Annotated in this window: 21 protein-coding genes; 1 reads left to right on the top strand and 20 read right to left on the bottom strand. The window is 34.3% G+C overall.

From position 1 onward, the window contains the following. Positions 1-137: 137 nt before the first annotated feature. From BBI01_RS08470 to atpB, 20 genes are all read right to left on the bottom strand, one after another. Positions 138-1,085 (bottom strand): electron transfer flavoprotein subunit alpha/FixB family protein, encoded by a 948-nt coding sequence (locus BBI01_RS08470; protein ID WP_065394253.1) that lies wholly within the window; start codon positions 1,083-1,085, stop codon positions 138-140. A gap of 41 nt (positions 1,086-1,126) precedes the next feature. After that, on the bottom strand, positions 1,127-1,873 hold the full coding sequence (locus BBI01_RS08465; RefSeq protein ID WP_065394252.1) for an electron transfer flavoprotein subunit beta/FixA family protein: 747 nt from the start codon (positions 1,871-1,873) through the stop codon (positions 1,127-1,129). Between the two features lie 148 nt (positions 1,874-2,021). After that, a complete protein-coding gene (locus BBI01_RS08460) occupies positions 2,022-2,729 on the bottom strand; it encodes an SDR family oxidoreductase (protein ID WP_185114348.1) in 708 nt (235 codons plus the stop codon). Positions 2,730-2,808: 79 nt separating this feature from the next. After that, complete coding sequence (locus BBI01_RS08455) at positions 2,809-3,720, bottom strand: T9SS type A sorting domain-containing protein (protein ID WP_065394250.1); 912 nt, start codon at positions 3,718-3,720, stop codon at positions 2,809-2,811. 260 nt (positions 3,721-3,980) lie between these two features. Then, positions 3,981-4,898, bottom strand: a complete 918-nt coding sequence (locus BBI01_RS08450; protein WP_065394249.1) for a T9SS type A sorting domain-containing protein — start codon at positions 4,896-4,898, stop codon at positions 3,981-3,983. Between the two features lie 262 nt (positions 4,899-5,160). Further along, positions 5,161-6,003: a T9SS-dependent choice-of-anchor J family protein gene (locus BBI01_RS08445; protein ID WP_065394248.1), complete on the bottom strand. Its 843-nt coding sequence runs from the start codon at positions 6,001-6,003 to the stop codon at positions 5,161-5,163. A 261-nt stretch (positions 6,004-6,264) separates the two neighbouring features. After that, the gene (locus BBI01_RS08440; protein WP_065394247.1) at positions 6,265-7,644 is read right to left on the bottom strand and encodes a dipeptidase; all 1,380 of its coding nucleotides are present in this window, start codon (positions 7,642-7,644) and stop codon (positions 6,265-6,267) included. A 170-nt stretch (positions 7,645-7,814) separates the two neighbouring features. After that, positions 7,815-8,090, bottom strand: a complete 276-nt coding sequence (locus BBI01_RS08435; protein WP_065394246.1) for a hypothetical protein — start codon at positions 8,088-8,090, stop codon at positions 7,815-7,817. A gap of 129 nt (positions 8,091-8,219) precedes the next feature. Next, a complete protein-coding gene (locus BBI01_RS08430) occupies positions 8,220-9,392 on the bottom strand; it encodes a class I SAM-dependent methyltransferase (RefSeq protein ID WP_065394245.1) in 1,173 nt (390 codons plus the stop codon). A gap of 136 nt (positions 9,393-9,528) precedes the next feature. Next, on the bottom strand, positions 9,529-10,692 hold the full coding sequence (locus tag BBI01_RS08425) for a methylmalonyl-CoA mutase family protein (RefSeq protein ID WP_065394244.1): 1,164 nt from the start codon (positions 10,690-10,692) through the stop codon (positions 9,529-9,531). 110 nt (positions 10,693-10,802) lie between these two features. Next, positions 10,803-11,159, bottom strand: coding sequence for an FtsB family cell division protein (locus BBI01_RS08420; protein WP_065394243.1), 357 nt, complete (start codon positions 11,157-11,159; stop codon positions 10,803-10,805). Positions 11,160-11,163: 4 nt separating this feature from the next. Then, positions 11,164-11,778: a uridine kinase gene (gene udk / locus BBI01_RS08415; RefSeq protein WP_065394242.1), complete on the bottom strand. Its 615-nt coding sequence runs from the start codon at positions 11,776-11,778 to the stop codon at positions 11,164-11,166. A gap of 521 nt (positions 11,779-12,299) precedes the next feature. Next, entirely contained in the window at positions 12,300-12,605 is a 306-nt protein-coding gene (locus tag BBI01_RS08410) for an ATP-dependent Clp protease adaptor ClpS (protein WP_065394241.1), read from the bottom strand. 11 nt (positions 12,606-12,616) lie between these two features. Further along, entirely contained in the window at positions 12,617-13,975 is a 1,359-nt protein-coding gene (locus tag BBI01_RS08405) for a hemolysin family protein (RefSeq protein WP_065394240.1), read from the bottom strand. 269 nt (positions 13,976-14,244) lie between these two features. Beyond that, positions 14,245-15,108: an ATP synthase F1 subunit gamma gene (atpG, locus tag BBI01_RS08400; RefSeq protein WP_065394239.1), complete on the bottom strand. Its 864-nt coding sequence runs from the start codon at positions 15,106-15,108 to the stop codon at positions 14,245-14,247. Between the two features lie 76 nt (positions 15,109-15,184). Then, complete coding sequence (atpA, locus tag BBI01_RS08395; protein WP_065394238.1) at positions 15,185-16,762, bottom strand: F0F1 ATP synthase subunit alpha; 1,578 nt, start codon at positions 16,760-16,762, stop codon at positions 15,185-15,187. Between the two features lie 16 nt (positions 16,763-16,778). Next, positions 16,779-17,318: an ATP synthase F1 subunit delta gene (gene atpH / locus BBI01_RS08390; protein WP_065394237.1), complete on the bottom strand. Its 540-nt coding sequence runs from the start codon at positions 17,316-17,318 to the stop codon at positions 16,779-16,781. Positions 17,319-17,320: 2 nt separating this feature from the next. Beyond that, complete coding sequence (locus BBI01_RS08385; RefSeq protein ID WP_045497327.1) at positions 17,321-17,815, bottom strand: F0F1 ATP synthase subunit B; 495 nt, start codon at positions 17,813-17,815, stop codon at positions 17,321-17,323. Between the two features lie 103 nt (positions 17,816-17,918). After that, the gene (locus tag BBI01_RS08380) at positions 17,919-18,137 is read right to left on the bottom strand and encodes an ATP synthase F0 subunit C (RefSeq protein WP_007844726.1); all 219 of its coding nucleotides are present in this window, start codon (positions 18,135-18,137) and stop codon (positions 17,919-17,921) included. A gap of 51 nt (positions 18,138-18,188) precedes the next feature. Next, positions 18,189-19,316 carry a F0F1 ATP synthase subunit A gene (atpB, locus tag BBI01_RS08375; RefSeq protein WP_065394236.1) on the bottom strand — a complete coding sequence of 376 codons (1,128 nt, stop codon included), beginning with the start codon at positions 19,314-19,316 and terminating at the stop codon, positions 18,189-18,191. 662 nt (positions 19,317-19,978) lie between these two features. On the opposite strand from atpB, the gene ffh reads away from it, so the two are divergent. Beyond that, positions 19,979-21,340: a signal recognition particle protein gene (gene ffh, locus BBI01_RS08365; RefSeq protein WP_065394234.1), complete on the top strand. Its 1,362-nt coding sequence runs from the start codon at positions 19,979-19,981 to the stop codon at positions 21,338-21,340. Positions 21,341-21,414: the final 74 nt, after the last annotated feature.

Genomic DNA, 21,414 nt, shown 5'->3' with positions numbered 1-21,414 from the left:
TTACACAAAAATAAAAGCCCGGAAAGCCGAGCTTTTATTGTATTATTATGATTATCAATGGTCAATCGTTAATTTTGCTTTGCAGGAGAATGATTAATATCACCAGACAAAGAAAGTTAGCTATTCACCATTAAATTCTATCCTTTGATTGCTTTAATTTTCTCTGTTAATGCAGGAATAATCTGGAAAGCATCTCCTACTACCCCGTAATCTGCAGACTTGAAGAATGGTGCTTCAGCGTCATTGTTGATTACTACAATAGTTTTTGAAGAGTTTACTCCAGCTAAGTGCTGAATAGCTCCAGAAATACCTACAGCAACATATAAGTTTGGTGCAATTGCTTTACCTGTTTGTCCTACGTGTTCAGTATGAGGTCTCCATCCGATGTCAGAAACCGGCTTAGAACAAGCTGTAGCAGCTCCTAAAACGTTTGCTAACTCTTCAATCATTCCCCAGTTTTCAGGACCTTTCATACCTCTACCTGCAGAAACTACTACTTCTGCTTCTTTAAGATCTAATTTACCTGAACTTTGTTCGTGAGAAATTACTTTAGTATCTTCATTAGCTACTGATAGGTTTTTCACTTCTTCTGTACCTGATACTGCGTTTTCTTTAACACCGAATGCGTTTTGAGAAACAGTAACAATTACTCCGTTTCCTTCAGCTCTTGCATGCATGAATCCTTTTCCTGAGAATGCTCTTCTCTTCACCTGGAAAGGAGAAAGGCTTTCCGGCGCCTCTAAAGCATTAGTAATTAAAGAATAGTTCTTCATTACTGCAAGCATTGGAGCGATAGATGAAGCGTCTGTAGTATGAGGGAAAACGATGATATTTCCATCTACCACTTCATTTACAGCCTGAGCAAAAGCTTTAGCTGAGAAGTTTTTAAGACCTTCGTCTTTGATATTGATAACGTTTGATGCTCCATATTTGTATAATAAATCTGAAGAATCAGTAGGGTTTACAGAGATTGCTGTAACTGTATCTCCAGCTTTATCAGCAATAGCTTTTGCGTAAGAAACTGCTTCGAAAGCTGCTTTTTTGTAAACTCCGTTTATATTTTCTGCGTATACGAATACTGCCATTGTTTTAAATTTAAAAAATTAAAAGGTTGAAAATTTAAAGATTAGATTACTTTAGCTTCTTCATGAAGTAATCTTACTAATTCATCCAAATTGTCTGGAGAAACCATTTTCACAGCTGCTCTTGGCGGAACACTGTCATAAGATACTCCCTGAACTTTCACTTCAGAAGAAGTAGGTTCTACTACTTGTAAAGGCTTTGTTCTTGCAGACATAATCCCTCTCATATTTGGAATGATAAGATCTTTTTCGTCTACTAATCCTTTCTGTCCTGCAATTACAGCAGGTAATTTAACAGAAATAGTTTCTTTTCCTCCTTCGATTTCTCTTACTGCAGTCGCCTCACTTCCGTTTACATCTAATCCTACAGATGCATTTACGAAAGGTTGGTTTAATAACTGAGCTACCATTCCCGGAACTGAACCACCGTTATAATCGATTGATTCTTTTCCACAAAGGATAAGGTCATATCCTCCGTTTTGAGCTACTGCAGCAATTTCTTTTGCTGTAGAATAGCTGTCTTTTGGATCAAGGTTTACTCTTACTGCATCGTTAGCACCAATTGCTAAAGCTTTTCTGATTACAGGTTCTGTAGCAGCATCTCCTACGTTGATTACTGTTACAGTCGCTCCTTGAGATTCCTGAAGTTTAACCGCTTTTGTCAACGCAAATTCGTCAAGAGGGTTGATTACCCACTGAATTCCGTTTTTGTCGAAAGCAGATTTGTCTGCTGTAAAGTTAATTTTGGAAGTAGTATCCGGAACACTACTAATACAAACTAATATTTTCATGTGTACTATTTTATTTTTTCTCTTTTAGCATAAAATCATGACAGTTTATGCAGAGATTTTGTTTGAATTAATTTTTGCTAATATAAATAAAAAATATATTATGCATGCATAATACTTACTAAATTATTATTCAATACATTAGAAGTATTTACTTTGCTGGTTTTGTTGCTCTAAACTCAATTTTACTAGGCAGAACCCTCGAATTCATCTTTAAAATATCTAATATCAGATTCCCCATATCTTCCGGCTGAATTTTCCAATTGTCTTTTTCCGATGGAATATTTCCGTTAAAATGTGTAGCCACTGACCCTGGCATAATCACTGTAGATTTGATATTATATTTTCTCAGATCAATCATGACTGCTTGTGTGAAACCTACCACTCCGAACTTTGATGCATTGTAGCCTGTTCCGTTTTCAAAGAAGTTCGCTCCTGCAAGACTTGAAATAGTAATATAATACCCTTCCGTCTTCTTAAGTTCTTCTACGGAAGCTTTTAAGGTATAAAAAACACCTGTAAGGTTGGTTTCTATCATATTATTCCATTCTTCAGCGGTAAGTTCATCTACAGGTTTAAAGATCCCTAAGCCAGCATTCGCAATTACATAATCCAGCCTGCCGAATTTTTCTAATATATATTTAATCGCTTCCTGCTCACTTTCCAGACTTCTCACATCCGAAACAATCCCCAATACATTGTCTGAATATTGCTTAAGATCTTCCTCTGCTTTCATAACATCCTCTCTTTTTCTCCCAGAAAATGCTACCGAAATACCATTTTCAAGCAAAATTTTAGCAATTCCAAAGCCTATTCCTTTAGTTCCGCCTGTTATATAAGCCGTTTTATTCTCTGCCATAATCTTCAAAATTTATTTCCCTAAAATAACAAAAACGCTCCAATTGGAGCGTTTTACTGATGCTAAGATTTATCAGTTATTATTTTTTTATGAATTTCTCAGTAGTTTTACCTGCTTTAGTTTCAATATTGATGATGTAGCTTCCTGGGTTCAGGTTTCTCACGTCAATTTTGTTCCCATCTAAGTTAACAATCACTTTTCTTCCACTCATATCAAAAATTTCAACAGAATTAATTTTTTCAACAGAAGTGATATTTAAATAATCTGTAGTTGGATTAGGAGAGACTGTCATTTTTTTCACATTACTGAATATTTCATGAGTTCCCAATGTTGCATTTTGCCCTTCAATACTAAATGCAAGACCATCAAAAGCTGGCTCTGCTGTAAGGTCTGATATTTTACTCCAAGATGTAGCTCCTGCCCCAAAAGCATTCATAGGATCTATAAGTTTGGCAGGGCTTCCATTGATTTGCCCTGAAAACCAGTTAAAGCCATTGGCTCCATTATTTGCTCCATAATCAGTCTGATTTGTTTTTGCAGCAAACACTAACCAATAATTTGTATTAGCAGATAATACAACAGGAGTACTTAATGCAGCTGTTACATCAATTTCAAAAGTATATCCCGTAAGTGTTTTTACTAAAGAGTATCCTGGAGCTCCTTTAGCCACATTTATTGCCGCAATTGGAGTACCTGCGCCATTAGGAACACCCGCAGGAGATCCAGCTGCATCTGCATAAATATAAAGCATTGCACCCGTTGCAATAGTAGTTTCTAAATTTCCGGCATTCTGAAAGCCAAGCACCTTAACTTTTGTGACTCTGTTTTGGTTTGTAAACCTAAAGTCATCCGCAGATGCAACAAAGTTTCCATTAGCCAAGGCATCAGCAACGATCCCATTATCACTTGTAACTGTTTGATTAAAAATTGTTGTTTGTGCATTTAAAGAGCATAATCCTAAAAACGCACCCAATAGTAAAGTTTTCTTCATGATATTTTTTTTAGTTCATGTAAAACTAGCAATTTAAATACAAATAAAAAAGTAATTTAGTTAAAAAAATTAACTATAATTAGTATTTACCATTAAAAAATAAATAAAATTAACATTTAAAATTAAATAACAATAAAAGATAAAAAACACATAATTAATAAAGAAAATATCATAATAATCACAAATAAAAACATCATCAACAACAATAACAGAGGCGTTTTCAAAGAAAACGCCTCTGTTTATAAATTACAACACCATAATTATTTTTTAATAAATTTTTGATACTGAATTTCACCATCAATTATCGCTTTCATAATATATACATTTGGAGGAAGTTTTTTTACATTTATCATATTATCTCCGCAAATTACATCCATTTTCTGCCCTTCCAGATTGAAAATTTCAACATTATTTGCCCTAGATTCTGACTTTATATGGAGATAATCTTCCACCGGATTAGGATATATAGTAATTTTATCATTTTTAACTATCGAATCTTTAACAGACAATACGACTTCATTATTAATCTTAATATTATCAAAATAAGCCGTTCCGAATGTATTATCATGTACAAAACGAAGTTGATCTATATTTAATGAATTAACTACCGTACCTGTGTAAATTAAAGTATCATTTAGATAATATTTGATTTCCATTGCTGTGCCAACCATCTTCACTCTATACCAGGTATTTGGAACCCAAACCACTCCTGTAGAGATAATTTGTGGTATTCCGGAAACAGAACTTAATATCTTCACAACTCCTGTTTTATCAAAGTCTAATCTTACAATAAACTGTTCAGTGATACTATCCATTCCCTGAAAGCCAAATATAGACCCATTAAGATGCGACATATTAATATCAAACGAAACCGAAAAGTTATTATAAGCAAGCGGTATTGGCGGAATATAAAAAGCTCCAATAATAGGATCAAACTGGGTTCCAAAGACTGGCTCCTTTACAATTTTCAAGGAACGTTCACCGTCTGTAGCCCGATCAACAGATATGATCTGATTAGTAACGTTTTCAGGAGTTCCTCCGGTAGGAGTACTGATCCAGTCTCCTTGTCCATGGATATTTCCTTCTATAAATCCTTCGTTATGTTCAAAAGAAGCTGTTTGTTGGGCAAAGGATAATGCCGCTAACAAAGAAAAAGCGATTGTGTGAATTTTTTTCATGGTAATTTCAAGTTTGGATTAAAAATATGAACTTTCCACAAAAGGTGAAATATTTTATTTCAAATAAAAAATAAAGCTTTTATTTTCAATGAATTTATTTTTAAAAAGTAATTTTCAGGGCATATTTAAGCATTGATTTCAACCAATATTCCACATTTAAAAACACTATTTTTTATACCATTTAAACTTTAGCCACGAACATATAAAGTAAAGCCCATACATTCGTGGCTTAAAAGAGCAAACACATTTTATAAATCGGACTTTACTTTTTAATTATTTTTTTCGAAATGGTTTTATCACCAATTGTTATAGAAAACCAATAATTTCCGATTGGGAGATTTCTTACATCTGCCTTATTATCAATTAGTTTTACCTTTACCTTTCTTCCTATTGAATCAAAAACTTGTACTTTACTTATTTTAGATTTAGAATTTAAATACACATAATCAGAAGAAGGATTGGGAAATACTTTTAATTCAGAAATAAGATTATTTTCAGAAGTTCCCAAACTTCCTCCTTGTACAACTTTTATATCATCCAACATCAAGCCTGATTGATTAGCACTGTTAAAATGTCTAAAATAAATTTTAACAGTCTGTCCAGCGAAAGTTGATAAATCAAAGTTTCTTTCAAATGTAATACCTGGAGATATTGTTTCTTCATGTATTGGAGTTTCTACTCCTTCATAAACACCATTGGCAGAAATAACATACACCGCATAATGTTCCTCACTATTTTGTACTGGGAAACCAGGAATTTCGTAGAACTTCAATCCACCTACTAAAAAACTTAGTGTAACAGCCTCTCCTACTGGCACACTAATATTCGGGGTTATCAGAAAATTATCCGGATTTAAAAAATCATAAGAGCTAGAAAAAGCTATCTTTCCTGAAAAACTATAAGGTATTCCCATAGCAATAAGAGGATCAATACTATCTACTATCCAATTACTACCATCACCATCCATGTCATCTACTCCCATACCTATTGGTAAACTAGGTGGAGTGACTGATTCAAATGTTTCTTCATAAATTACAGTTTGTGCATTAACAAACGAAGCTGTACAAGATAATACAGCTACAATCGAGAGTAATAATTTTTTCATAAATGTTTAATAAAGGTTATTAATAAATTCATCACAGTAAAACACATTTAAATATTTGAATTACTGAATTTTATCAAATTTATTTTTTGCTTTATTAAAAACAAACTTTTAATGTCGAAAAATTAAAAATATCATTAAAAACAAATAAAAAACAACTTTAACATTGTTATTTTTAATCAATCACAATCTATTTAAAAAAAAACGAGGTATTTCATAAAGAAACACCTCGTTTTGTAAAAATATCTTATAAATATTCAATAATTATTTTGAATAGTTTTCAAAAAACATTGGAATACTTTCAATTCCCTTATAGAAATTAAATAATCCGTAGTGCTCATTTGGAGAATGAATTGCGTCTGAATCTAATCCGAAGCCCATCAATACAGATTTAGCTCCTAAAATCTGCTCAAACATAGCTGTAATTGGAATACTTCCTCCTCCTCTGTATGGAAGAACTTCTTTTCCGAATGCAGATTCCATTGCCTGTTTTGCAGCAGCAAATTCTTTAGTATCCGTTGGTAAAACATAAGGCATCCCTCCGTGGTGAGGCGTTACTTTGACTTTTACTGTATCCGGAGCAATCTTTTCAAAATATTTTGTGAATTTTTCCGTGATTTCCTGAGGTGTCTGGTAAGGAACCAAACGCATTGAAATTTTAGCAAAAGCCTTGGAAGGAATTACAGTTTTTGCACCTTCACCTGTATAACCACCCCAAATTCCGTTGCAGTCTAAAGTAGGACGAATAGATGTTCTTTCTAATGTTGTATAACCTTTTTCACCTTCGATATTGCTTAATCCTATTGATTTTTTGAACTCTTCAGGATTGTCTTTCAATTTGTTCATTTCGGCTCTTTCAGCATCAGAAACAGTTTCTACGTTATCGTAGAACCCATCAATGGTGATATGTCCGTTTTCATCAATCAGATTAGCGATCATTCTTGAAAGAACGTGGATAGGGTTTGGAACAGCTCCACCATAAAGACCTGAGTGTAAGTCTCTGTTTGGACCCTCCACTTCTACTTCTACATAGCTTAACCCTCTTAATCCTGTTGTAACAGTAGGTTGCTCATTGCTGTAAATATGAGTATCAGAAATTAAAATGCAATCGCAAGCTAATTTCTCTTTATTTTCATTTACCCAATCTCCTAAGCTTACAGATCCTACTTCTTCTTCACCTTCTAAGATAAATTTAACGTTGCAAGGAAGAGCATTGGTTTTCATCATAGCTTCAAAAGCTTTCAAGTGCATAAAGAATTGTCCTTTGTCATCAGCCGCTCCTCTTGCAAAGATTGCTCCGTCCGGGTGTAGTTCAGTTTTTTCAATATAAGGCTCAAAAGGAGGTTTCGTCCATAGTTCCAATGGATCAGCCGGCTGAACATCATAATGTCCGTACACCAATACCGTTGGTAAACTTTTATCTAAAATTTTCTCTCCGAAAACAATTGGATACCCTTTTGTCTGGCAAACTTCAACATTATCAGCTCCTGCATTTTTAAGGTGTGTTGCCACTACATCCGCACATTTCAATACGTCATCTTTATATGCCGGATCCGCAGAAATAGAAGGAATTCTCAATAACTCAAATAATTCATCCACGAAACGCTGTTTGTTTTCGTTAATGTAATTTAATGTCTCTTGCATTGTAAAAATTTATTTTGTTAAAATTAAAAAAAATGCACCGCTGGACCAAGCAAAAACACAGTGATTTTCTAAAGAATAATATTATTTTAACTGAATTAATTGATCCGTCATTTTTTTTAAATAAAAAATGCCCTGTTTGTACAGGGCAATTGTATATTGTATACTACTAATTAGTGTCCAGCTTTTGGAGCCTCTTCTTTTGTCTCAGCAGGCTTTGCAGCAGCAGTACTATCTGTTTTAGGAGCTGCAGCTTCTGGTTTTGCTGCTTCTTCCTTGTGTTCAGCAGTAGCCGCATGTGTAGCATGAGCTTCTCCACCCTGAGCATCGTCAGAGTATCTTTCTACTCCTTCTTCAAGTTTCAAAGTACCTCTGTTTCCTCCCTGTGGTACTTTTTTACAGCTTACAGCTACTGTTGCAATCGCTAAACATATAACTAATTTTTTCATATGTAAAATTTATTTTTTTTAATGATCATATAAAATTGCACTATTCTTATTGCTTAAATAAAGTACAATTTTATGCTTAAATTTTAGATTGCCCAAAATTAAGAAATCCTGTTTCTTTCGGCAACATTTTTAGACTGATTTTAAAATAATTTTCCCTTTTTTGGATTGTGTAAAAATAAGGTAGTTATTTCCGCCATCTTTTAGAGCATATTTCTTCTTAATTTCTTCAGGCTTTAACGGGTAATTTTTTGAAATAATATTGAATTGCTCTTTCTTTTTAATCTTTTTAGAATCAACAACTTCCATTTCAAATATTCTTCCGGGAAAACTTTCCCTCTTTTCTGTGGATGTATAAAGGTGGGTATTGGAATGAAGTTTTTTTACTTGAAATTTCTCTGAAATTAAATTAAAAATTCCAGCCTTTAAAACAGTATTATTAGGGATATAAATGAATTTTTCCGGTTCGGAATACTCAGATTCAGCATTTTCTTCTTCTCCAAATGTAAAACTAAAGTTAGATTCGTCACTCTCAAGGTTCACACAATTGCAAATAATCCCTGTTTTATTTTCTTTGGATAAAAAGACTACAACTTCCTTTACATCGTTTTTAAGAGCTATGATATCTATTCTAAAAATATTAGAAAGTACCGAAACAAGATACTTCAAATCGATCAACGGAGACAGTTTAATGATCACCTGATCTGAGATTGAAAGTAAATTGTTATGAATTTCAAGAATATTTGGAGAGATATCTTCTAAAAGAAATACTTTATTTTTATTTTGATCTCTTCGTGCAGGATCCAGATAAACCGTGTCAAAATACTCCTGATTTTCATTCAGGAAATCCTCCAATTTACGGTTGATAAATCTTGCTTTTCTCTCTAAAACAGACCAATTATGCTCTACAATCTCTAAAAGCTCTGTATTCTGCTCTATTAAAGTAACTTCCTCAAAGTTTTGTGACAGATAATAAGCATCAATTCCAAATCCACTAGTAAGATCAATAAACTTTTTCCCTTTTAAAATTTCCGATTTATAAAGAGCTGTTTTTTCAGATGAGGACTGCTCCATATTGAGCTGAGGCGGAAATATAATTCCTTTTTTCAGAAGAAACGGGAATTTTTTTTCAGCAACCTGCTTCCCTTTGATCTGCTGTACAATTTCTTGCATGGAAACCTCAGGAAATGGAGATTTTTTCAATAATAACGAATGCAGATCTGTTTTAAGATTTGCATGGATATAGTTTTGAACTTCTTTATTTAATAGTTTATTTTCCACAGATTTCACAAATTTTACATTCATTAGGTTAAAATGCTTCGACTCCGCTCAGCATGACAACGCTAATACTAATTGCTTAATTTGTTGTTTTAAAAATTAAGGTAGTATAAACGGTGTTATCTTGAACGGAGTCGAAGTATCTTAATTATTTTAAGATGATCTATTCAAACATTTCTGCCCAACGAACGGCTTTTATTTCCTTTTCGTTGTAAAGATCTATAATTGATTTTTTAACGTCTAATTTTGGGTATAAATTGACTCCGATCAGCTTAATTTTTCCTTCTTCTATCCATTGTTGCTCCATAACAGCATGGTCATAAATCTTTTTCTGAATAACTCCCTGTTTTAAAAGCTCTAGGTAACCTCCTGCTTCTTCTATTTCAACAAATAAAGCCCAAGATTTATCAGCGATCTGTTGAGTAATATCTTCAACGTAATAACTTCCGTTAGCCGCATCTTCAAATACATTGATGATACTTTCATAAGCCAATACAATCTGTTGTTTGAAAGAAATTTCTTCAGAGTTATCTGTACTTTTGTTTACAAGATAATTGTTTGTAAAAACGGCATCTGCTCCACTAATCATGGCTGAGGCAAGTTCCAATGTTGAACGAATCAAGTTATTTTCATTATCAGAAACAGCTTTATTTCTAAGGGAAGTTTCTGCAAAGATGTAAGGAACTTCATCCAGCCCATATTCTTTAGAGAGTTGATTAAAAACCATTTTAAAGGCTCTTAATTTTGCCATTTCAAAGAAATAATTTCCACCAACAGCTATTTTAAAGATCAGTTTATTAAGAATTTCAGGTCCATACAATTCTACCAACTCTTTTGTTTTTGCCAATGCAATTCCAAGTTGTTGATAAATAGCAGCTCCGGCATTCTGATGTAATGAAATATCAACACAAATGTTTCTTTTGAATCCTTTTGCCAATAATTCCTTTGCTAATTGATCATCAATCGTTGCATTTTTCTCATCAAATACATCAATTAAAGAAAAATATTGATCATCTTCCTGTGGGCTGATGTGTCCTGCAAGATCTTTGTTATTAACAAAAATGGTTTTCTCGAACAGGTTTTCAACATTCTGATCAAGCAAAAATGCAAATACTTCTTCTTCCAGACTTTCGTGGTATCTTGCCACCAGATGGGTACTTTCTTCAACTTTAGGCAGATTTACCAAAGGTTTCTTAACATCCGTATAGAAAGGCCTTACTTCTATTCCTTCAAGGTTTTCTTTTTCCAGAATAGGATAAATATCTTCTGTTTTAAGCTGTTTTTTTACTAAATTTTCCCAGTTTGGAAGTGTAGCTGTATTTGACATTAGTTTTGTTTAAATTGTGAATTGTCTATGGCTAATTTTGCTTCGCAAGTGAATAGTACCTATCAAACATACCCAATTAACCATTCACTATTGACATTTATACCATTATCTTATTTTTTAGCGACTTTCGTGCTGTCGACTACCAGAATGAAGATTTCTTCATTAGGTTTCTTCATAAAATAATTTTCTCTTGCGTATTTTTCTTTCTCTGACTTGTTGTTCATCAGTTTTTTATAAAAAGCATCATTCTTTTCGTATTCTTTTTTGTAATACTCCAGCTGCTCTTCATATTTATGAATCTCACCATTCAGTTCGTTAATTACAAGAAATGAGGTTTTGTCGAAGAAAATCATCCATACCAAAAACAGACAGATCGTAATGGTATACTTATTCAATACATATTTTTGGATAAGTTTGAATGTTTCAGATTTCGGCTGAATGTCTTTGATAAGGTTATTTTCTTCCATTTTTTTAATGTTTTCTCAACGAGTTTTTAATAACAGTAGTTAAAAAATCAATCGCTACAGAATTCTGCTTCATATTTGGGATAATAAGATCCGCTTCATTCTTTGATGGCTCAATGAATTCCTGATGCATTGGTTTTAAAGTCGTCTGATAACGGTGTAATACTTCGCTCAGATCTCTTCCTCTTTCCTGAGTATCTCTTCTGATCCTTCTTATTAATCTTTCATCAGAATCTGCATGAACAAATACTTTCAAATCGAATTCTTTCAGTAATTCTTTGTTGGTAAGAACAAGAATTCCTTCTACTACCAATACATTTTTAGGTTCTACAGTAACATGATCTCCCGTTCTGGAATGCGTTACAAAGCTATAAATAGGCTGTTCAATAGGCTCATTATTCTTTAAGGCTTTCACGTGTTTTATCAATAGTTCAAAATCTATCGACTTCGGATGGTCATAATTTAAAGCCTCTCTTTCTGTCAGTGTAAGACCTTGGTTGTCATGATAATAATTATCCTGAGAAAGGATATTCATTCCTTCGATATCAAGCTGCTGAAGTATCTTATCAACAACTGTAGTTTTGCCGGATCCTGTTCCACCGGCAATTCCTATTACAAGCATTGTTTTTTTGTTTCTTTATAGTTGGTACAAATATACTATTTTAGATAAAATGTGGCAATGCAGAGAACGAAATTGAGTAATTCGGAAATCCTTACACTCTGAGGCTAAAGTAATTAGTCTCAAAAATAGTTAGCTTACTGAAAATTGGAGGATTTAATTAGAAAAAAACTGCTTTATATCTTTAAAAACTACTGTCTTACTTTTTAACGCTAGGAATACGCAAAGAATTTAAATATTGTATGGATATTTTTTGTTCGCAAAGATATTTCATTTAGCAATGAATCCAATAAGAGCATTTGCTAAGTGTTAACGCCTCTGCAAACGGAATTCTTCATTCTTTTGATTAAAAACCTTGCGGACGCTGCGTTAAAATAATTTACAGGAATAATAAAACTGGCTGTCAAATTTAGAATACTTAGATTATGAGACTCCTCCTTCGTCGGAATGACAACACTTATCGTTAAAGGTTCATGAAAGGTTTCCATAAAAAAACCGACCAATGATTGGTCGGTTTTTTTATTTTATACGATTTCACTTGTTAATTCGCGTGAAAGTAATTTTTCGTGCATAGGCTTCAAAATATCCAATGAGCCTGTTTTTACAGTACACTTGCCCTTATAGTGGACTAATATCGTACATTGTTCTGCCTGTTCTAATGTATGCTTACATATTTCAATCAGGCTGTCAATTACATAATCAAAGGTATGAACATCATCATTATGCAACACCAGTTTGTAGACTTCATCCGTATCATCCAGTACAAGAACTTCTTCTTCATACTGACGTTTCGGGTCTTCGTAGTCTTTTATCGTATTATAAAAATTCATTCTTAGTTGTTTTAAACTTCACCGATTTTTTCTGCTAAACTATCAATAGCATTGGGTTCCTGGTATATTAGTTCAACAAGTTCAACACTCTTGTTATTCATCTTCAGGATTTTGAAATGATAATCATCTAAATCAAATTCCTGATTCTCTTCCGGAATATCTTCCAATTCATAAAGGATAAATCCTGCTAATGAGTTGTATTCACTTTCTTCGGAAAGAGGAAGTCTTTTAGGTAAGAATTCATTGATCTCATCCAAAGGCTGTGTAGCCTGCACCCAATAGGTATTGTCTGCAATTTTGTCAACAATCTTTTCTTCTTCGTCTTCTTCATCCTGAATTTCCCCTACAAGTTCTTCCAGAATATCTTCAAGGGTAATGATACCTTCAGTTCCACCAAATTCATCGATAACGATAGCAAGGTGTTGTTTTTTCTGTTGGAAAATCTTTAATAAGTCTGAAACTTTTTTGCTTTCTACTACGAAAAAGGCATCACGCATAAGGTCTTTAAGATCTTCATGATCTAAAGCTCCTTTTCTTTTCACATATTCTCTGATAATTTCCTTTGTATAGAAAATACCTATTACATTGTCGATTGAATCAAGATAAACAGGAATACGGGAATATCCGCTATCCATGATCTTGTTGATAATATCATTTACATCTTCTTCAAAGTCGATAGATGTTATGTTCTGTCTTGGAACCATGATCTGTTTTGCAGAGTGATCTGTAAAATCAAATGCATTCTTAATGATCTCATAATTCTCTTCTTCAATTTCACCGCTGTCTGCACTTTGTTTTACCAACAGCTGAAGTTCTTCTGTAGAATGAATTTCCTGTTCAGAAGCCGGGTGAATTTTCACAAGTCTTAAAAAACCATTAGACATGGAGTTCATCAACCATATAAATGGTTTAAAAACAGTATAAAAAACCCTTAGCGGAACAGCTGTTGCCATTGTTGTTGCTTCAGATTTTCTGATGGCAATTGATTTAGGGATAAGCTCTCCAAATACAATGTGCATAATCGTAATTAATACGAAGCTTATTATCAATGCTACCGAAGTAATGGTAGCCTGACTCATGTTCAGATTAAGTGAGTGGAAAATATTTTCAACAATATGATGCAGAGCACTCTCTCCTACCCAACCCAGGGCAAGGGAAGCCAAAGTAATACCTAATTGTGTCGCGGAAAGATATTCATCCAGATGTTTGATGATATGTTCTGCCTGCTTTGCCATAGAATCCCCTTCTGCGGCTTTTAGTTGAATTTGAGAGTAACGAACTTTAACAATTGAAAATTCTGCGGCTACGAAGAAGCCATTTAGTAAAACAAGAAATAAGGCCAGCAAAAGCCTGACTATGTCCGAGTCCATTTAGAAGTTGTATAAATTTTATTAGGTACAAAGATATGCAAAATAAAAATAACCTGAATCGGGGATAGATTATTTCAATAAAGGAATTTTTGAGGTAAAATTTAACATCTTAAAACCTGTCTATTTTACCATAAAAAAAATAATTGGAAGTACTTTTCATTTATAGATAAAAAAAAGCTTTTTTGAGTGCTTAATTGAATTTTACACCCTTTAAAAACAAAAAAGCATCGATATTGTCGATGCTTTTGATTGTATGTTAAAATAATTCTTTACGAATTTTTTAAAGCTTCTGCTCCGGAAACAATTTCCAAGATTTCGTTGGTAATTGCAGCCTGTCTTGCTTTGTTGTAGAAGATCTTAAGATCATTTCTCAAAGCTTCTGCGTTATCTGTAGCTTTATGCATTGCAGTCATTCTCGCTCCGTGCTCAGATGCTACTGAATCTAAGATTGCTTTGAAAACCTGAGTTTTGATAGATTTTGGAATCAAGTTATCCAAGATCTCAGCTCTGTTAGGTTCAAAGATATAATCTGTTTCAACCTGTGGTTCTGTAGTTTCAGGCATTGAGATTGGAAGAAGTTGTTCTGTAGTTACTTCCTGAGTAGCTGCATTAACGAATTTGTTATAGATAACATAAACTTCGTCAAATTTACCTTCTTTGAAGCTTGTCATAACACCTTCAGTGATATGAGCAACTGAATCAAAGCTCAGGTTATCATAAACAGAACTTCCATTAGTATATACTGAACGATTTCTTCTTACAGCATCATATACTTTTTTCCCTACAGGAAGAACTTCAATCTCATACTGAGAGTTGTTCTGGAACTGAAGGTTAAGCTCTTTTACGATTGAAGAGTTAAAAGCTCCCGCAAGACCTCTGTTTGAAGTAACAGCGATGAAAAGTATTCTTTTAACCTCTCTTTTCTGAGCATATACAGAAACCTGGTCAGGATCAGAGCTAGAATTTACATTCTGGATAAGCTCCTGTAATTTTTCAGAATAAGGTCTTAACATTACGATTGCGTCCTGTGCTTTTTTAAGTTTCGCCGCGGAAACCATTTTCATAGCACGTGTAATCTGCATCGTAGATGAAATTGACGTAATTCTGCCTCGTATTTCTTTTAAGTTTGCCATTAATTTGGGTTCAAAGTTTAAGGTCTAAAGTTTAAGGCTTAAAACTTACATTTTAAACCTTAAACATTGAATTTTTTTAGTTGTATTTAGAAGCTAAATCATTAGCTGCCTGCTTAAGAACACCTGTAATATCGTTATCGATTTTTCCAGATTTGATAGCAGCCATAGTATCAGGGTGCTTAGATCTTAGGAACTCGATATATTCGTGTTGGAATTCTTTAATCTTGTTCAATGGAACGTTTCTCAATAAGTTCTCAGTACCAGCATAGATCATAGCTACTTGGCTATCAACTGGAAGTGGAGAGTTAACTGGTTGCTTAAGAAGCTCTACGTTTCTTTCTCCTTTAGAGATTACTGCTAACGTAGAAGCATCAAGGTCAGATCCGAACTTAGCAAACGCTTCTAATTCTTTATATTGAGCCTGGTCAAGTTTTAATGTACCAGATACTTTTTTCATTGATTTGATCTGAGCGTTACCTCCTACCCTTGATACAGAGATACCAACATTGATCGCCGGACGCACCCCTGAGTTGAATAGATCAGACTCCAAGAAGATCTGTCCGTCTGTAATAGAGATTACGTTAGTTGGGATATATGCAGAAACGTCACCTGCCTGAGTTTCGATGATTGGAAGAGCAGTTAATGAACCACCTCCTTTCACGATTGGCTTAAGAGACTCTGGTAAGTCATTCATTTGCTTAGCGATATTATCGTCAGCAATTACTTTCGCAGCTCTCTCCAATAGTCTTGAGTGAAGATAGAAAACGTCTCCAGGATAAGCCTCACGACCCGGTGGTCTTCTTAATAGTAGAGAAAGCTCACGGTAAGCAACAGCTTGTTTAGATAAATCATCATAAACGATAAGCGCTGGTCTACCTGTATCTCTGAAGAACTCACCGATAGCAGCACCTGCCATCGCAGAGTATACCTGCATTGGAACTGGATCTGAAGCATTAGCTGCAACGATTACAGTATATGCTAAAGCTCCTTTATCAGAAAGAGTTTTAACGATTTGTGCTACAGTAGAAGCTTTCTGACCGATAGCAACATATATACAATATACTGGTTTACCAGCATCAAAGAATTCTTTTTGGTTGATGATCGTATCGATCGCAACAGTAGTTTTACCTGTTTGTCTGTCACCGATGATAAGCTCTCTTTGTCCTCTTCCTACAGGAATCATAGAGTCGATCGCAACGATACCTGACTGTAAAGGTTCAGTTACCGGTTGTCTGTAGATAACTCCAGGAGCTTTTCTTTCTAATGGCATTTCGTATAAATCTCCTGTGATAGGACCTTTACCATCGATAGGGTTACCAAGAGTATCCACTACTCTTCCTAACATTCCTTCTCCTACTTTGATAGAAGAGATTCTGTTTGTTCTTCTTACTGTATCCCCTTCTTTTACTAATTTACTTTCACCAAGTAGAGCAACACCTACGTTGTCTTCTTCAAGGTTAAGTACAATACCTTCTACATCACTAGAAAATTTCACCAACTCTCCGTATTGTACGTTTTCTAACCCGTATACACGAGCAATACCATCACCGATGGTTAAAACTGTACCTACTTCCTCAACGTTTGATTGAGTATCGAAGTTGGCCAATTGCTGTTTTAAGATCGCAGATACTTCTGCCGGATTTATTTCTGCCATTGTATGGTTGTTTTTCTTAATTTAATTGGAAATCTTTTTTAACTTGGTTCAATTTTGTCTTCACAGACGCGTCTACCTGCTGGTCTCCTACTCTTAGGATATATCCACCTAAAATATCTTGGTTGATGTTTACTTTCAAATCGAAGTTTGAGTTTGCATTTACCAAGTTGGTAGATCTTAGGATTTGATCAATATTCTCTTTGGAAAGCTGAGTAGCCGTAGTTAAAGTAACTCTTTGTACTCCATTGATATCTTCAACTTTGTTGATGAATTCCTGAGCGATATTTTTTAATTGGTTCTCACGTCCGTGTTTAATAACCAATCTGATCAAATTCTGGGAAGATGCTGATAAACCTTTGAAAATTTCGTTTGCTACCTCTATTTTCTTTTTTGCATCAATGTAAGGCGTAAGGAAGAATTTGTTCAAATCCTTAGATTCAATCATGATCTTCACTACATCTTTCATTTCAGAAAACACGGCAGCTGTCTGACCTGATTCATTCGTGAAATCAAGTAAACCCTGTGCGTATCTTTTCGCTACTTTAGATGTAAGCATTCTTAGTTAAGGTTAGATTTGTTGATATAATTTTGAACTAATTCGTTTTGAGCTTCCGTGTTATCTAACTTTTGTTTCAAGATAGATTCTGCAATGTTTACAGATAAAGCACCAATTTGAGTTTTGATGTCTGCCATTGCAGCATTTTTCTCAGCGTTGATAGTTTGCTTAGCAGCTTCGATAAGTTTATCTCCTTCAGCTTTAGCAACATCTTTAGCTTCACCTACGATTCTGTCTTTAATTTCTCTAGCTTCTTTAAGGATAGCGTCTCTTTCGATTTTAGCTTCACGAATGATTCTTTCGTTGTCAGCTTTAAGATCTTCCATCTCTTTTTTAGCCAATTTAGCTTGGTTTAATGCATCAACGATAGAAGTTTCTCTTTCATTAACAGCATTTACAATTGGTTTCCAAGCGAATTTAGCTAGAAGAAATAATAGGATAACAAAAGTAAGGGTCATCCAAAACAAAAGTCCAATTCCAGGTTCAATAATTCCCATATCTGTAAATTCTTTTTTTAAATGTTATTTTATGGATTGTTTTTTAAAAAATTCTTAGCAGCAGCCAACCGCTTTACTGCTAAGAATGTTTTTTGAGGATAGATTACTTGATGAAAGCACCAAAGATGATCGCGATAAGACCAGCACCTTCAATAAGACCAGCAGCGATAAGCATTGCTCCTTGAATCTTACCAGCTTGTTCTGGTTGTCTAGCGATAGCGTCCATTGCGTGACCACCGATTTTACCGATACCTAGACCTACACCTAGTACTGCTAAACCGATACCTACGTAAATTAATCCTGCTCCTGTTGATAAATCCATAATAAATAAATTATATTAGTTAAAAAATTATTTTTAAATTCTTTCTTTTAATTAGTGAGCGTGCTCTTCGTGACCGTGCTCATGTTCGTGCTCTGCAACTGCAATTCCGATAAATAGTGCGGATAATACAGTGAAGATATATGCCTGCAATGCTGCTACCAATAATTCCAGTACTGAAACGAATAATGCTAATGGTACAGATGCAAATCCTAATAATGGTGTTTTGAAAATGAAGATCAATGAAACGATCGCCAAGATCATAATGTGTCCCGCTGTAACGTTAGCGAAAAGTCGCATCATTAAAGCGAAAGGCTTTGTGAAGATTCCGATAATCTCAATTGGAACCATAATTGGATACAATAAGATTGGAACCGGCGGCATAAAGATGTGTTTCCAGTAATCTTTATTCGCACTGAATAATGTAATTAATAAGGTAATGATTGCTAATACTGCTGTGATCGCAATGTTACCTGTAAGGTTAGCTCCGAAAGGGAAGAAAGGAATTAATCCAAATAAGTTGTTAATCCAGATAAAGAAAAATGCAGTTAATAAATAAGGCATGTATCTTTTATATTTAACAGACCCGATGTTTGGAATAGCCACCTCGTCTCTGATAAACACAATCACTGGTTCCATAAATTTCCCGATACCTTTTGGAAGTTGTGATTTCTTATAGTTTCTTGCCATTCCTATGAACACTACTGCCATAAAAAGCACTGACAAGAACATTGAAGCTGCATTTTTTGTTACTGAAAGATCAAAAAATACTTCGTTTGATTTTTGCTTTCCACTGATGATTGAAAATAATGTAGCTTTTTCAACACCTTTAGTAGAAACTACCTGCCCGTGTTCTAAAGTATACCCATCGTGTTCGTGTCCGTGAGCAATACTGCTAGAAAGAAAAGTATGCCATCCTTCATTATCTTTAATGATAACAGGCAAAGGGATAGAAACGTGATGCTCTTCACCACTGTCATCTTTAGTTGTCCATAAATGCCATTCATTAGAATCACCAATGTGTTCCATGATCATCGTAGTCGCATTGAAGCCATCTTTCGCTTCTTTGTTCTCTACTTTTTCCGCTGATTTCTCTCCTTCAGATTCGTGTTGAGCACAAGCTAAACCGCTTATAAACACAAATAAAAATGCGAAAAATAATGAAGAAAATTTTCTGTTCATATCTCTTTTTTAATCGTGTGCAAATATATCGATTTTATTAAACTTTACCAATACTAAAAATTGATTTTTATCATCAAAAAAATCAAGACTTATTAATGAGTTTTATTATGGGTAAATAAATAAGGAAGGATGCAACTAGAAAACAGATCACTATAAAGAGAAAATTAGCCTTAGTCTTCTCTATTATTATTAAAGAAGCAATAAGCCAAACCAGGTCTTTAGAGAGATTAATGACCAGAAACCTCATTCCTGCATCCTGTTTTCCGTATAAATACTTTTTAAATATTATATATACTATTATATTAAGCAATGCTATTAATAATACAATAATAAAACTATCAAGAAAATTCATGCTGCAAAAATAGGATTATAATTTCTGAAACAAAAGAATTCTTCTATATCTATATAAGGAAGGAAGCTGGGAGCTGGATGATGGAAGTTACTATTCTACAACACCGCAATTCAGCTCGTTTTATTAAAATAATCCAAAACTCTTACTTTATATATTATTAAAAACCTTATTTACTACTATCGACCTCAAAAAACATCCTTCTCCCCGCTTCCAGCTTCCAACTTCAATCAAATCCTTATAATATTAAGGATATCATACTCAGATTTCTCAAAAATTCCTTATTTTTGCAAACCTATAATTTACAATAAATATGTTTAATAGTTTACAGGATAAATTAGATAAGGCATTACATAATATTTCCGGACGTGGAAAAATTACTGAAATCAATGTAGCGGAAACCGTAAAGGAAATCCGTAGAGCATTGGTGGATGCCGACGTTAACTATAAAGTTGCAAAGGATCTTACTAAAAGAGTTCAGGATAAAGCATTAGGCGAAAATGTTCTTACTTCCCTTACTCCAGGGCAGTTGATGACAAAAATCGTTCACGATGAGCTAGTGGACCTGATGGGAGGCTCTCAGGAAGGGATTAATCTTTCCGGGAAGCCATCTGTAATCCTTATTGCAGGTCTTCAGGGTTCTGGTAAGACTACTTTCTCTGGAAAACTTGCTAATTATTTACAAACAAAAAGAAATAAAAAGCCTTTATTAGTAGCTTGTGACGTTTACCGTCCTGCTGCAATCGATCAGCTGAAAGTATTAGGAGGACAGATTAATGTTCCTGTTTATACTGAAGAAGGATCTACAAACCCTTCTACTATTGCTGAAAACGCGATTAATTTTGCAAAGGCAAACAACCATGATGTAGTAATTGTGGATACGGCAGGTCGTTTAGCGATTGATGAGCAGATGATGAACGAGATCAAATCTGTACATTATTTCATCAAGCCGCAAGAAACTCTTTTCGTAGTAGACTCCATGACAGGTCAGGATGCTGTGAATACGGCTAAAGCGTTCAATGAAGCGCTAAACTTTGATGGAGTTGTTCTTACTAAACTAGATGGTGATACAAGAGGTGGAGCTGCTTTAACAATCCGTTCTGTGGTTGAAAAACCAATCAAATTTATTTCTACAGGAGAGAAAATGGAAGCTTTAGATCTTTTCTACCCTGAAAGGATGGCAGACAGAATCTTAGGAATGGGAGACGTTGTTTCCTTAGTAGAAAGAGCTCAGGAGCAGTTTGATGAGGAAGAAGCTAAAAAACTTCACAAGAAAATTGCTAAAAACGAGTTCGGTTTTGACGATTTCCTTAAGCAAATCAATCAGATCAAGAAAATGGGTAACATGAAGGATTTGATGGGAATGATTCCTGGGGTTGGAAAAGCAATCAAAGATGTAGAGATCAGCGATGATGCATTTAAACATATTGAAGCTATTATTTACTCTATGACGCCTGAAGAAAGAAGAAAACCTTCTATTATCAACACACAGAGAAAGAATAGAATTGCAAGAGGGGCTGGAAGAAAGATTGAAGATGTAAACCAATTGATGAAACAATTCGATCAGATGGGTAAGATGATGAAGATGATGCAGGGACCTCAAGGAAAGCAAATGATGCAGATGATGAGCAAGATGCCAAATATGCCTGGAATGGGTGGAATGTTTGGAAAATAATTTAAAAACATCAGCTATAAATATAAAATCCGACTCAAAATTGAGTCGGATTTTTGTTTTTATCTCCTTTAAAT

Origin of the sequence: Chryseobacterium artocarpi, assembly GCF_001684975.1 — a bacterium.
GTDB lineage: Bacteria > Bacteroidota > Bacteroidia > Flavobacteriales > Weeksellaceae > Chryseobacterium > Chryseobacterium artocarpi.
Note: the sequence above shows the minus strand (reverse complement) of the source record. Positions and strands in the feature narration are given on the sequence as shown.

Bases quoted from the DNA above. Each gene is read 5' to 3' on its own strand.
- BBI01_RS08470 (WP_065394253.1), bottom strand. From the start codon at position 1,085: ATGGCAGTATTCGTATACGCAGAAAATATAAACGGAGTTTACAAAAAA.
- BBI01_RS08465 (WP_065394252.1), bottom strand. From the start codon at position 1,873: ATGAAAATATTAGTTTGTATTAGTAGTGTTCCGGATACTACTTCCAAA.
- BBI01_RS08460 (WP_185114348.1), bottom strand. From the start codon at position 2,729: ATGGCAGAGAATAAAACGGCTTATATAACAGGCGGAACTAAAGGAATA.
- BBI01_RS08455 (WP_065394250.1), bottom strand. From the start codon at position 3,720: ATGAAGAAAACTTTACTATTGGGTGCGTTTTTAGGATTATGCTCTTTA.
- BBI01_RS08450 (WP_065394249.1), bottom strand. From the start codon at position 4,898: ATGAAAAAAATTCACACAATCGCTTTTTCTTTGTTAGCGGCATTATCC.
- BBI01_RS08445 (WP_065394248.1), bottom strand. From the start codon at position 6,003: ATGAAAAAATTATTACTCTCGATTGTAGCTGTATTATCTTGTACAGCT.
- BBI01_RS08440 (WP_065394247.1), bottom strand. From the start codon at position 7,644: ATGCAAGAGACATTAAATTACATTAACGAAAACAAACAGCGTTTCGTG.
- BBI01_RS08435 (WP_065394246.1), bottom strand. From the start codon at position 8,090: ATGAAAAAATTAGTTATATGTTTAGCGATTGCAACAGTAGCTGTAAGC.
- BBI01_RS08430 (WP_065394245.1), bottom strand. From the start codon at position 9,392: ATGAATGTAAAATTTGTGAAATCTGTGGAAAATAAACTATTAAATAAA.
- BBI01_RS08425 (WP_065394244.1), bottom strand. From the start codon at position 10,692: ATGTCAAATACAGCTACACTTCCAAACTGGGAAAATTTAGTAAAAAAA.
- BBI01_RS08420 (WP_065394243.1), bottom strand. From the start codon at position 11,159: ATGGAAGAAAATAACCTTATCAAAGACATTCAGCCGAAATCTGAAACA.
- udk (WP_065394242.1), bottom strand. From the start codon at position 11,778: ATGCTTGTAATAGGAATTGCCGGTGGAACAGGATCCGGCAAAACTACA.
- BBI01_RS08410 (WP_065394241.1), bottom strand. From the start codon at position 12,605: ATGAATTTTTATAATACGATAAAAGACTACGAAGACCCGAAACGTCAG.
- BBI01_RS08405 (WP_065394240.1), bottom strand. From the start codon at position 13,975: ATGGACTCGGACATAGTCAGGCTTTTGCTGGCCTTATTTCTTGTTTTA.
- atpG (WP_065394239.1), bottom strand. From the start codon at position 15,108: ATGGCAAACTTAAAAGAAATACGAGGCAGAATTACGTCAATTTCATCT.
- atpA (WP_065394238.1), bottom strand. From the start codon at position 16,762: ATGGCAGAAATAAATCCGGCAGAAGTATCTGCGATCTTAAAACAGCAA.
- atpH (WP_065394237.1), bottom strand. From the start codon at position 17,318: ATGCTTACATCTAAAGTAGCGAAAAGATACGCACAGGGTTTACTTGAT.
- BBI01_RS08385 (WP_045497327.1), bottom strand. From the start codon at position 17,815: ATGGGAATTATTGAACCTGGAATTGGACTTTTGTTTTGGATGACCCTT.
- BBI01_RS08380 (WP_007844726.1), bottom strand. From the start codon at position 18,137: ATGGATTTATCAACAGGAGCAGGATTAATTTACGTAGGTATCGGTTTA.
- atpB (WP_065394236.1), bottom strand. From the start codon at position 19,316: ATGAACAGAAAATTTTCTTCATTATTTTTCGCATTTTTATTTGTGTTT.
- ffh (WP_065394234.1), top strand. From the start codon at position 19,979: ATGTTTAATAGTTTACAGGATAAATTAGATAAGGCATTACATAATATT.